A 12,713-nucleotide genomic window follows, 5' to 3' on the forward strand; every position below is an offset into this window, starting at 1 on the left:
TTTCCGTTCTCAATTTTTAGAAGATAATGAAAAAATTTTTAAGCATATTTTTACTTCTGTTTTTATTCAGTCAGAGTTTTTCTCAGGAGTTACTGGCAACCGTACAGGTAAATTCCCAACAATTGGGAGGAAGTAACCAGTCTGCCTACAAAGCTCTGGAGAAAAGTCTGAGAGATTTCATCAACAATACAAGCTGGACAGGAAAAAGACTTCAGAATTTTGAAAAAATAAAATCCAACTTCGCGATTGTGATCAGCGAAAGAGACGGAAACCGTTTCAGGGGAAGTATTGTGGTACAGGCAGTTCGTCCGGTTTTCAACACCACGTATGAATCTCCTTTGCTTAACCTTCAGGATACAAGATTTTCCTTTGATTATGTGGAAAATGAAAACCTTATCTTCAACGAAAGACAGTTTTCCGGAAAAAATTTGATTGATGTGATCAGTTTTTACGTTTATGTTATTTTGGGAATGGATGCAGACAGTTTTCAGTCGATGGCAGGAACACAATGGTATCAGAAAGCACAGCAGATTGCACAAAACGGAGAATCTCAGAATACCTACGACGGTTGGAAGCAGATCAATGAACCGAGAAGCCGTTCTATCCTCATCAAAGAAATCATGAGCCCGAACTGGAGCCAGCTTCGCGCAACCATTTATTCTTATCACAGAGCCGGACTGGATAATCTGTTCAATCAGGATCAGAGTCAGGGTAAAAAAGTAATTTTTGATGCTTTAATGCAGCTTAAACAATACGAAAACTCTTTTCAGCAGGCTTATTTCTTCAATCTTTTCATGGATTCCAAAGCAGATGAGATTTTCAATATCTTCAATAACGGAAATAACGGAGGAATTGTTTTGGGAGATCTTAAGAATGAAATGATCATCCTTTCGCCAAAAAATACCGAAGCAAGATGGAATAAATGGAAACAGTAATTCTCTTGAATTCTGAAATCTAAAGTTCTATATTTGCAATAGCCAAATAATCGCTATTATCAATGCTTTCGAGAATTTACATTAAAAACTTTGCCCTTATTGATACCCTTGAAGTATCATTACACAACGGTTTACAGGTGATTACCGGAGAAACCGGTGCGGGAAAATCTATCATTTTAGGTGCGCTCCGATTGATTCTGGGGGAAAGAGCAGATGTAAAATCGATCTCAAAAGCAGAAGAAAAAAGCATCGTAGAAACAGAATTTTCCCTGAACAATCAGTTCAAAAAATTCTTTATCGAAAATGATCTGGATTACGAACATCAGACCATTATCCGTCGAGAAATTTTACCTTCCGGAAAATCGAGGGCATTCATTAATGATGTTCCTGTAACACTGGATATTTTAAAGGAACTGTCTTCTCAGTTGATCGACATTCACTCCCAGTTTGAAACGTCGAATCTTTTTACGGCAGAATATCAGTTTAAAATCATTGACGGACTTTCTGAAAATAAACAGATCATTCATGAGTATCAGAATGAATTTTCAGATTTTCAAAGCCTTAAAACGCAACTCAAAAAACTACAGACACAGCTTTCGGATTCCAATAAAGAAAGTGACTATAAAGCGTTTCTTTTGAACGAGCTTGAGGAACTGCGTCTGGATAATGTGGATTATGAAGAACTTCAGAATCAGCTTTCCATTCAGGAAAATGCGGAAATGATCTCCGATAATCTGGCTCAGGTTTTATCAAGATTTCATCAGGAAGAAGTAGGAATTTTGTCATTTTTTAATGAAGCGAAGAACAAACTTGCCAAAATTGCGGAAGTTTCCCAGAGTTTTGCGGAACTTGATGAAAGGCTTGAAATGTCTTTTGTGGAATTAAAAGACATTATCTCCGAGCTGGAAGATGAAGCGGAAAGCATAGAAGTAAATCCTGAAAATTTAGCATTACTGGTTGAATTAAATAACAGAATCAATAATCTTTTTGTAAAACATAATGTTTCCGATCTTACGGAACTCAAAGAAATCAGAGATCAGTTAGCCGGAGAACAGCAGGGCGCTTCCGAACTGGAATCTCAGATTGAAGAAGTGGAGGAAAATATTTCTAAAAAGGAAAAAACACTTCAGATTCTGGTTGAAAAACTTTCGAAAAACAGAAAAAAAAGCATCCCTGTTTTCATCAAAAAAGCAGAATCATTGCTCAAAAAACTGGGGCTTGAAAAAGCCAGAGTTGATATTGAACTGCACGATTCTTCGGACTTCAATCCATTTGGAAAAGAAAATATCCAGCTTTTGTTTCAGGCAAACTCAGGATTTCCGTTAAAGCCGATACAGACGGCAATTTCCGGTGGTGAAAGATCAAGGGTAATGTTGGCGGTAAAAAAGATCATTGCAGAAAGTGATGAACTTCCAACCTTAATTTTAGACGAAATCGATACCGGAGTTTCAGGAAAAGTAGCCGAAGAAATCGGAAATCTAATGCGGGAAATGTCTGCGGATATGCAGCTTATCGTCATTTCTCACTTAGCACAGGTTGCCGCAAAAGGAAACAATAATTATAAAGTACTGAAACAGGACATAGCTGGAAAAACCCAGTCTACCATTGTTCCTTTAAGTGACGAGGAAAAGCTGAATGAGATTGCACAGTTGCTTTCCGGAAGTAAGATTACCGAAGCGGCTTTGGCGCAAGCGAAAGAGTTGATAGGATAGGTTTTAACGAAATAAATAATATAGGACTTCTGGATTTCAGAGGTCTTTTTTATTTTGGGGTCTATTTAACATAAAAACAAAGCTGTTTTTTCATTTCAAAAAAATGATTACTTTTGATTTATAATTTTAACGAAACAAGCGTAAGCTATCATTTTGGTATTAGAAAACCGCTAATCTTCTAAAAAGACCAAATTTTGATAGACTTACGCCCGTGTACCTATAACTGGCACAGGCGGAGTCTTTCTTGGTCTTTGGGTTCTTAGCGGTACCTCTAATACAGATTGGCTTTTGCTCCGTGCCTTTTGCATGATTCTATCTCCTGATCAATTTTTGTCTAAGGCTTTTTATTAAAATTAATACGACAGCTTTTGTCGTACCGCAAATTTATTTTTGCACATGAAAATGTTTAATTAAAAAATCTGAAAGCGATGAAAATACTGAATAGGTCGGGATAAAATAAACCGCATAACAAAAAATTTAAAATATAGGATTTTCCCTATGTTGAAATATCAAAAAAAACTAAGTACATGACAAAAATTGTAATACATTGATATTCATTTTTTATAATACTCCCAAGATTCTTCTGGTTTATTAAAGGAAACCAGAATTAAAGTATCTAATTTGCCCTCTTTGTCAAAACCCTTCACCCCAGATACATAGCATAGAGCATCGTTGATTTTCACTATTTTCGGATGATGATAAAACTCGCCTTTCTTTAATTTGTTAAACAGCCAAAACACAGGTTTTTCCTGATTTCTATCAAAGCAAAATACCTTGAAGTTTTTCCTTAGCCGAATATAATACCTTATGTTGTTTTTGTTTAAAAACTCCAGCCAGTGATGCCCTACAAATTCTCTGTCCGCCAGTAAGCAATTAATAAAATCCCTGCCAAACCAGGTGATGAACTGTCTTATTAATTCTATTCTTTCTGTGGTATCAGAATTACCTCTTTTATCTAATGTTCTGAACATGATTGGAATAGCAATATTTTTATAGCAGATTCCAAGCATCAGGATATTGATATTGGAACTTCCAAACTTCCAGTTAGTACGATCCAACACCAAAACCAGATTTTCCTTTTCAGGCAAAATATTAAATATAAAACCAGAAATCAACTTCATGGGCAAATCAAAATCTGCCATAAACCTTTGTATTCTCCGGAAGGAACTTCCCGCTGTGGCATTACTGTCAAAAGCATTAGCCAAAGACAGATAATTAACTGTTTTTACTTTACATAAAGCTAAAATCAAAAGTGAAATAAATTTCAATCGGGCTTTATTGATTTTTGTTTCAAAATTATGCTCTAAAACTGAATCTAATTCTATAATTTTATAATCTTGACTGGTATTGGTATACTTAGTTGAATGCCTGAGAAACATCTTCTAATTTACTAAATATCAGTCATTTAAACAAATAATAATACTTTATCTTGTTGATTTTCAATATTTTGAAACTTTTGTCATGTACTAAAATCTTACCGACAAAAACGGAATTTCCCTGGCTATGAGCGAACCTGAAGCAGGAAAGCACCATGATACCTATGAAATCCATACTCATTTTAACGAAGTGATTTCTATACTTAAGGATTCAAAGATCAGTGTGGATGGTTTATTTATGAATGCAGATTCTGGTTTTGATTGCCTTAGGCTCAGAGCACTATGCTTTCAGTATGGAATGATCCCGAACTTTGCAAGAAATAAAAGAAGCAAAACAATAGAAGATGATATCTACTTCGATCCAGAACTTTACAAAGAAAGATACTCTATTGAAAGAACAAACGCTTGGCTGGACAGCTTCAGATCACTCCTGAACAGATATGACACAACTGTGATCAGTTGGAAAGCTTTAAATTATATCGCGTTTATTGTGATTGGACTGAAGAAAAGTAAAAAGTTTAAATGAGCTCACTCAATAAGAATCCTGACCGAAGGTCAGGATTCTGTCGTTTGATAATAATCTGCAATATTTTTAATTTCATCGAGACTCAGGTTCCACATAAAGTTCAGGAACTGCTGATAACTTTCACTTTGATTTTTGGGATCTACCCGATCTAAATATCGATTTAAATTGTAGTTTTTTCTCGCTTCATAAATCTTGGCGAAACATTTTCCGAGCCAGTTTTTGTAATACTTTTCCTCTTCATTATCCTGCAAAAACTGAAGACTTGCATAAATTCCGACTCCATAATCTTCAGAGTGATAAAAATTAGGCAAGGTTTCCATTCTTGCGATTTTTTCTACCGTAGAATAAGAATCGGAAGGTTTTTCATCCGGAACATCATTTTTAAGTTCAGGAAACACTTTTTTGAGGTTATTGATTCTTAAAACCATTTCAGGATGCGATCTCAGAGAATCTTTATTCAGCTTTTCCTTGAAATGATTGTAATTATACAGAGAAAAATCTTCTTTTTTCAGCCATTTGTCTTTAAATTCCTGCTTCGGAAGGTTGAAATATTTTTTATAGGTTTCCACTTTCAGCTCTCTTGGCGAAATGGTATCAAAATCTTCCAGTCTTTTCAGAGCATTAACGTATTCAGTTTTCTTAAAATCGCTGTTTTTAAAAACCACATATCCTAGAGAATCTGCCTGCATTTCCTGCTTTCTGTTTTCAGCCCCTTTTCTGTAGATTCTGTTTTTCATCACATCAAAAGCCCTCTGATTACGGTTTTCCTTCGTCGATTTTATATCCTGAACCACCATTTTGTCCATTTTATCCTGTTCGATCATACTCAGAAAAGTTTTCAGCGTATGCTCGGAAATTTTATGTCCTAATTCATGGGAAATTACGGCAGCAAGCTGATCGTCATTATTCAGCCAGTTGAAAAGCCCCATATTGATGACAAAAGTGCCGTCTGCAAAACAGTATGCATTCGGAGTATTGTCTCTGGCGATAAGAATTTTTAAATTTTGCGGAATCTGGGAATTGTTTTTTCTTAACCGTTCGATAAGATTTTTAACCTTTGCATCAAACACAGAATTGAAAGCAAAATCTTTTTCCTTTACTTTTTTTTCAAACTCTTTGTCGAATTCTTTATAAATTTTAGAAAGCTCATTGCCCGTCTTTCCGGGATAATCGGATCTGCTTTTTTTACTTAAACTTTCGGTATTCGCCGTGAAATTTCTCAGAAATTCTTTTCTCTGGGCATAATCTGCCGTATCGAGAGGTTTATACATCTGTCCGAAAGCGGTGATAACGAAATGGATAAGCAATAAGGAAATTAGTTTTTTCATCATCTTTTACATCAATAATCACAAAAATAAATCATTTCGTTTCATGTTTTCAAATTTATTTTAAATTTGTTTAAGATCAATTGCTATGACAATTCTTATTTATTTTGTGACATTTATTGTCATTGCCGTACTTCTCTTTTATGTTTTGGGATATGGTTATATTTTCAACGGAATATCCAAAACCTATTTAAGGGGAAAACTCAGCGCCAATATTGATGACGGAACATTGTTTTCCGGCAACCTCATCGCTACAGAATCTCCTGAACTTTGGGAGGAATCTCCCGAATACAACAAAAAACAATTACCGAAAAATATCGTTGAAGATTTAACACATTCCAATACCGCATCTTTTATTGTGGTGAAAAACGGAAAGCTGCTTCACGAAGAGTATTGGAACGGCTACAATCAGCTATCGAAAACCAATTCTTTCTCTATGGCAAAAGCAGTTACGGTAATGCTTTTGGGCAAAGCATTGGAAGAGAGAAAAATTAAAAGTCTTGATGATAAGTTTTCGGATTATTTTGAGGAATTTAAAAATAAAGATTTTGCTAAAAATTTAACGTTAAAAAATCTGGCTCAGATGGAATCGGGACTGGACTGGGATGAAAATTATAAGAATCCTTTTCTGCCCAATGCGAAAGCTTATTACGGAAAAAATTTAATGAACGCTACTTTTTCAAGGAAATTTAAAGAAAATCCGGGAGAAAGATTTGAATATCAGAGCGGTTCTACGCAGCTTTTAGGGTTTGCCATTAAAAAAGCTGTCGGACAGTCTTTGGCAAGTTATTTATCCGAAAAATTCTGGATTCCGATGGGAATGGAGCAAAATGCAACATGGAGCACGGACGAAAGCGGAATGGAAAAAACATATTGCTGCATCCATTCTAATTCAAGGGATTTTGCAAAACTGGGACAGTTATTTCTTAATGATGGAAAAGTTGAGGATAAGCAGATTTTAAATCCGGACTTCATCAATACAATGCGGAACCCGACTAAAAATTCTGATGAAATTTACGGAATGGGATTCTGGATCAACCACGACAATCCTATAAAGCATTATTATTTTTTAGGACTTCAGGGACAATACATCATTATGATTCCGGAACATGATATGGTGATTGTAAGGACAGGAAGCTATAATAATCTTCCGAAAAACGACAGGGGAAGACCAGATCAGGTGAAATTTCTGGTGAATGAAACGGTAAAATTATTTCAATAAAAATATGGAAAAATACAGCCCGAAAGTTGATGAATACATTGAAAAATCTCAGGATTTTGCAAAACCTATTCTGAATTATATCCGAGAAACCGTTCACGAATTCTGTCCTGATGCAGAAGAAGCGATTAAGTGGAAGTTTCCCACGTTCCTGTATAAAGGGAAGATTCTTTGTTCAATGGTTGCTTTTAAACAATACTGCAGTATGGGATTTTGGCTTCATGATGAGATGACATCGCTGAAAGAGTTTGAAACGGAGGCTGAAAAAACGAATATGTTCAGTTTAGGTAAAATTACAGAAACAGAAAATCTTCCTTCAAAACCTCAGCTTAAAAAGATGATTACTGAAGCGATGGAACTGACAGATATGGGCGTTACTTTGAAAAAAGCAGCTCCATCGAAAACGGAAACAGAGGTTCCTGATTATTTTCAAAATGCTTTGAATGAAAATATAAAAGCTCTGGAAATTTTTAAAAAAGCTTCGTCCTCTTTCCGTAAAGAATATATCAACTGGATCAAGGAAGCTAAAACGGAATCAACCAAAAACAAAAGAATGGAACAGGCTTTAGAGTGGATCTCTGAAGGAAAAGGCAGGAACTGGAAGTATGAAAAAAGGTAGTTTTAAATTTAATGAAATCTGAAATTCGCCTCTTTAAGCGTATTATTTTTTAAAAAAGCTTCATATTCGGGAGACATCTGTTTTCGTCCGAAAGTATTTTCGCCGCTCATGCTTCCGAGACGCACTTTATCTTTGCCGTATTTTCTGTTCATGGCATCCATTGCTTTCATCACCGGCAAATGCAGATTCTGGGTATCTTCTTCAAAAAGATTAATCAATCTTTGATCTTCCGGCACAAAATCGTTCACAATAACGCCAGCTTTTTTATAATGAAATCCTTCTTTGAAAATATCTTCGAACAGCTCATTTACGACTCTGCCAATTAAAATTGATGAATTGGTAGGATTGGGAAGAATTCTGGTTGCGGCATTCCGATATTCGGGAAGATCCTTCCTGAATCGGTTGGTCTGTACAAAAACCGTTACCATTTTGCAGCAGGTATTCTGTTTTCTCAGGCGTTCGGAACAGTACATTCCGAAGGTTTCCACACGTTCGCGAACATCTTCTTTTTTGGTAAGCATTTCCATGAAGCTTCTGGTGACGGCAATGGATTTTTTCGGAGACGGCGCATTCAATTCTAACTGACGGATTCCTTTCAGTTCGTTCACCATTCTTACTCCATGAATTCCCATGATCTTCCGAACCCACATTTCAGGCTTTTGAAGAAGATCCCATGCTTTATGCACTCCATTGTCATGCATTTTTACGGCAAGACGTCTTCCGATTCCCCAAACGTCATCAATTTTTAACCATTTTAAGGCTTTTTCTATTTTTTTTTGGGTATCTAAAATATAAATTCCGTTAAACTTTTCTGGAAATTGCTTTACAATGCGGTTCGCCACCTTACAAAGTGTTTTTGTAGCGGCAACTCCTATACTCACAGGAATTTTTTCCTGCTCATCAATTTCATTTTTGATTTTAAGACAGTAGTCGTAAATATCAATATATTTGAAACTTTTAAGATCCAGAAAAAGCTCATCAATTGAATACACTTCATAATCAGACTTATCCACATACGCTGTGGATACCTCTATAACACGCTGACTTTTAAAATTATACAATTCGAATTTTGCGGAAAAACATTGTACATCATGTTCTTTAAATAATTCCTTATACTTAAAAGCCGGAGCTGCCATCGGAATTCCCAGATCTTTAGCTTCTTTACTTCTGGACACTACACAGCCATCGTTGTTGGAAAGTACCACAACGGGTTTATTTTCTAGTTTCGGATCAAGCGTTCTTTCGCAGGAAACAAAGAAATTATTGCAATCTACCAAAGCATACATAATAGTGGATACTGCAGAACAAAATTAGATACTATTTGTATCATTTTTAGTATATTTGCTGATACAATTTGTATCAATGTCGATTTTTTCAGATAACATCAGGTTTTTAAGGACTCAAAAGAACTTATCTCAACAGGAACTTGCGGAGAACCTCTCCATGAGCCGTGTCCGGTATTCCAAATACGAGGACGGGCGTTCTGAACCGCCTTATGAACTGCTCATCAGAATTTCGAAGTATTTCAATATAAGTATTGATCTGCTTCTTACGGTAGATATCCGCAAATATCCGCTGGAAGATGTATTAAAACTTCCGGATAACAGAATTGTTCTTCCGGTTGTAGTGGATCAATCGGGAAACAACAGCATTGAAATTGTTCCTCAAAAAGCATCGATGGGTTATTTATCCGGTTACAGTGATCCGGAATATATTGAGAGTCTGCAAAGGATTTCCTTACCTTTTTTAATTAACGGAAAATATCGTGCATTTCCCGCGAAAGGAGACTCAATGCCGCCATTTAAAGATGGTTCTTACATTATTGGTAAATATGTTGAAAATATTGACGACCTAAAACCAAATAAAAGTTATGTTTTTGTGACTTTGAATGACGGTATTTCTTACAAAAGATTTAAAACCAAAAAGAAAAAAGCAATAACAGTAGCCTCAGACAATTCATTTTATAAACCTTATGATATTCCTTTGGGGGAAATTTTTGAAATCTGGCAATATGCTTCAGGAATTTTTCCGGAAGATTTTGAACCTGATCATTTTGAGCATTATCATCTTAAAGAGATGTTTCTGGAGTTAAGAAGAGATATTAAAGAAGTTAATGATAAACTCATTTAATAACATTCCAATACACCAGTTTTTGATGTATTAGAAATGTTATTTATCTATGAGAACAAACTCATGACGAAATTTTTCAATTATATTTTTCTTATGCTTGATATTTTTACACCTAAAGTGGCATTTGGAGTATACTGAAAAGATGTAGCAAAAACCTTAAATCTTACAGGTGTAGCCAGATTATTATCAATCATATTTGTCGCAACCCCGAAGCTACCATCGTCTTTGTAAATAGATGTTGTTACAAAATTTCCTTTTTTAGAAATAATAAATTTCATATTATCATTGATTCCCACATTTACTCCGCCGTATCCCCCTGTCGTAAAATAAGCATAATGAGCAGAGTTATTACCTACAGTAACCGCACCAGAATTTTTTTCAGATGTAAGAGTATCGTTAAGAGATGTTGTAATTCCGAATCCTATTGCACCACCAAAAGGATTGTAGTTTGTTCCTACTTTTGTGATCGTTCCTTCAATTACAAAATCGTCGGCTGCAGAAAGAAAGGACTGCGTGTAATATGCTAAGAGAACAATATTATCATTTTGTCCTGCAGCATTAAATAAATCGGCATCATATCCTATATTCAGTTCATTTGGGGTTTTTACCAATTCGTTATCAAACGGAAGATTTCCTATTGTAACTCTGGTCCATTCATTTTTGCTGATATCGACTTCATTTGCTGAATTTTTATCAAATACGGTAAATTTTGCAGGTGTATTATAATCTGCAACTCCATTCCACAATCTTATTGTGTAATCTCCCAAAGAATAAGTCTGAGTATTAAACGAAAAACTAATCATATTTGCATTGAGCAGAGTAACTTTAGAATTATCAATAGTTTCTACTACACTTCCTGATGAATTTATAATTTTAATACTGAAATTGCTCGGATTTAAATTAAGATTAGAGCCAATTAAAGTGATAAATGTCAAATTATTAGAATTGGTTGCTTTTGGAACAACTGAAGGATAAACCAGTCCCACATTCATCGCATTGGTCGTCCATCCTCCATTCATAGATGTCTTCCATGCCGTTTTCTCAGCTTCAGACATTATTGTCGGAATATTCAGAAAAGGTTTTACTCCATTTGACCGTCCAATTATTCCTGCTGCGTTTTGAGATAAAAATGCAGTGAATGTCGCATCATTGGTAACATCATTTAATCCTGTGATTGAATATTTTAGTCCTGAAGTATTTACTGTCCAGTCTGCTCCCAACGTTAAACCGGCTCCGGCTACAGAAGTTAGGGAAGAGTTCGCAATATTTTTCCCCAAATCTCCAGCTGCTTTGGGTGTACCATCTGCAAGAAGCACATAATTAGAATTAAAATATCCCATATCTACTTTCTTGTAATATTTAGCATCACTTTGCTCCTTAGTATAAGAAGTTCCTGAAATTAATTCTCCATTCCCTAATTTAATGTCATTAGTGGCAATATTTTCAGGAATGTCATTTACTCCAAGAATTGTTTTCCAAGATTCAATATCTTCCGGAGAGAAGTCTGAAGCATCTTTATTTGCTTTAATTAATAAAGCATTCTCTAATCCATTAACAGTATGTATAGATAAAGACTCGTTTTTGTGATAATAGCTGTCTATCCATTCCCAAAACTGCTCCTGAGTAGGTTTTAAACCTTCTGAAAACCAACTTTTTAATTCTTTTTTGTCTGTACTCATAATAAATAATTTGTTTTTTGTGTCTATTTTTAATTAAGATATTCCTGAATCTGAACCGTCAGTTTAGGGTGATTTTTCATGTATTGTGCAATTTTTAACCAGCTTTCCTGTTTTGGTTCATAATACTCCAATACATTATTTTGAGTATATCGCATTTTAGGAGGATACCATTCGTATGTTTTTACAAACTTTAAAAGTTGTGTCGCCTTTTTCGTTACTAAACTCCCTCCCTGCATATAAGAATGAAGAGACACCCTGTCGTACCAGCTTAAGACATTGTAAATACTGTCTAAAGCAAGTGCAGAATTTTCGTAGCTGTTACTATTTTCCATATTTTTTGATTTTGCATATGATGTTTGAAAGTTTTTAAAAAAAGTAAATCAGAATTTTTAAGTTTTCTAATGATTAAATTTCATTCCTAAAAACTGTACTTTTCATATCACAAAAATGGATATGCAAAACGCCAAAACTCGACGTATTAAAAATTAATTTTCTAATACAAAGAGCAGACGTTTAAATTTTAAAGCTAAAAATCAATAACCTTCTGGCTAACAATAATATTCTAATTCATCTCAAAACAATATTTATTTATCATTAAAATTCATAAAAAACACGTCACCTTTTGGCGTTTCCTATGTATAGCTTTGTATTTTCAAAATCATAAAATTTTAAATAATGGATAAAGTAAGTTTACAGAGAATTGAAAAACTTCATCCCTATGTAAGGGAAGAGGTAAAACAGATTGTGAAGGAATGCAATGAAGCATTAACCGGAAAAGCAAAAATAAGAATTACACAGGGCTTAAGAAGTTTTGAAGAACAGGAAAAACTTTACGCCATCGGAAGAATTACTTCAGGGAAAAAAGTAACTAATGCAAAAGCGGGACAAAGCATCCATAATTACGGATTGGCAGTCGACATCTGTTTAATGATCGATGGAAAAACTGCAAGTTGGGACACCGCAAAAGATTGGGATAACGATCAGGTTGCCGATTGGTACGAATGTGTAAAGATTTTCGCAAAATACGGCTGGGACTGGGGCGGAAACTGGAAGACCTTTAAAGACCTTCCCCATTTTGAGAAAAAGAATATTCCTACAAAAAAAGGGTTGGCAAAAACAAGCTGGAGAACGCTCTATAAAATGCCCAGAGACAAAGACAATTATCCTGTATTTTAATTCTCTTTTATTTGAA

General features: G+C 35.0%; 12 protein-coding genes. 7 read left to right on the forward strand and 5 right to left on the reverse strand.

Annotated elements, in window-relative coordinates:
* Nucleotides 1-26 precede the first annotated feature (26 nt).
* On the forward strand, nucleotides 27-935 hold the full coding sequence (porD, locus tag QWT87_RS08865; RefSeq protein WP_302715735.1) for a type IX secretion system protein PorD: 909 nt from the start codon (nucleotides 27-29) through the stop codon (nucleotides 933-935).
* Between the two features lie 62 nt (nucleotides 936-997).
* Nucleotides 998-2,647 (forward strand): DNA repair protein RecN, encoded by a 1,650-nt coding sequence (locus tag QWT87_RS08870; protein WP_302715736.1) that lies wholly within the window; start codon nucleotides 998-1,000, stop codon nucleotides 2,645-2,647.
* A gap of 554 nt (nucleotides 2,648-3,201) precedes the next feature.
* Here QWT87_RS08870 and QWT87_RS08875 read toward each other — a convergent pair.
* Nucleotides 3,202-3,915: a hypothetical protein gene (locus tag QWT87_RS08875; protein ID WP_302715737.1), complete on the reverse strand. Its 714-nt coding sequence runs from the start codon at nucleotides 3,913-3,915 to the stop codon at nucleotides 3,202-3,204.
* 235 nt (nucleotides 3,916-4,150) lie between these two features.
* Between QWT87_RS08875 and QWT87_RS08880 the strand changes: the two genes are divergently transcribed.
* Nucleotides 4,151-4,549: a transposase gene (locus tag QWT87_RS08880; protein ID WP_185207372.1), complete on the forward strand. Its 399-nt coding sequence runs from the start codon at nucleotides 4,151-4,153 to the stop codon at nucleotides 4,547-4,549.
* A gap of 29 nt (nucleotides 4,550-4,578) precedes the next feature.
* Here QWT87_RS08880 and QWT87_RS08885 read toward each other — a convergent pair whose 3' ends face one another.
* A complete protein-coding gene (locus QWT87_RS08885; RefSeq protein ID WP_302715739.1) occupies nucleotides 4,579-5,880 on the reverse strand; it encodes a M48 family metalloprotease in 1,302 nt (433 codons plus the stop codon).
* A gap of 82 nt (nucleotides 5,881-5,962) precedes the next feature.
* Between QWT87_RS08885 and QWT87_RS08890 the strand changes: the two genes are divergently transcribed.
* Complete coding sequence (locus tag QWT87_RS08890) at nucleotides 5,963-7,096, forward strand: serine hydrolase domain-containing protein (protein ID WP_302715740.1); 1,134 nt, start codon at nucleotides 5,963-5,965, stop codon at nucleotides 7,094-7,096.
* 4 nt (nucleotides 7,097-7,100) lie between these two features.
* Complete coding sequence (locus tag QWT87_RS08895) at nucleotides 7,101-7,712, forward strand: YdeI/OmpD-associated family protein (protein ID WP_302715742.1); 612 nt, start codon at nucleotides 7,101-7,103, stop codon at nucleotides 7,710-7,712.
* Between the two features lie 8 nt (nucleotides 7,713-7,720).
* Here QWT87_RS08895 and QWT87_RS08900 read toward each other — a convergent pair whose 3' ends face one another.
* Entirely contained in the window at nucleotides 7,721-8,998 is a 1,278-nt protein-coding gene (locus tag QWT87_RS08900; protein ID WP_302715743.1) for a Y-family DNA polymerase, read from the reverse strand.
* Between the two features lie 76 nt (nucleotides 8,999-9,074).
* On the opposite strand from QWT87_RS08900, the gene QWT87_RS08905 reads away from it, so the two are divergent.
* A complete protein-coding gene (locus QWT87_RS08905) occupies nucleotides 9,075-9,842 on the forward strand; it encodes an XRE family transcriptional regulator (RefSeq protein ID WP_302715744.1) in 768 nt (255 codons plus the stop codon).
* 80 nt (nucleotides 9,843-9,922) lie between these two features.
* Here the strand turns inward: QWT87_RS08905 and QWT87_RS08910 are convergent, their stop codons facing one another.
* Both QWT87_RS08910 and QWT87_RS08915 read right to left on the reverse strand, forming a co-directional pair.
* On the reverse strand, nucleotides 9,923-11,521 hold the full coding sequence (locus QWT87_RS08910) for a hypothetical protein (protein ID WP_302715745.1): 1,599 nt from the start codon (nucleotides 11,519-11,521) through the stop codon (nucleotides 9,923-9,925).
* A 29-nt stretch (nucleotides 11,522-11,550) separates the two neighbouring features.
* Nucleotides 11,551-11,853 (reverse strand): hypothetical protein, encoded by a 303-nt coding sequence (locus QWT87_RS08915; RefSeq protein ID WP_268052434.1) that lies wholly within the window; start codon nucleotides 11,851-11,853, stop codon nucleotides 11,551-11,553.
* A gap of 343 nt (nucleotides 11,854-12,196) precedes the next feature.
* On the opposite strand from QWT87_RS08915, the gene QWT87_RS08920 reads away from it, so the two are divergent.
* Nucleotides 12,197-12,697, forward strand: a complete 501-nt coding sequence (locus tag QWT87_RS08920) for a M15 family metallopeptidase (protein WP_273077787.1) — start codon at nucleotides 12,197-12,199, stop codon at nucleotides 12,695-12,697.
* The last annotated feature ends 16 nt before the right edge of the window (nucleotides 12,698-12,713 follow it).

The organism is Chryseobacterium urinae (assembly GCF_030518295.1).
GTDB lineage: Bacteria > Bacteroidota > Bacteroidia > Flavobacteriales > Weeksellaceae > Chryseobacterium > Chryseobacterium mucoviscidosis.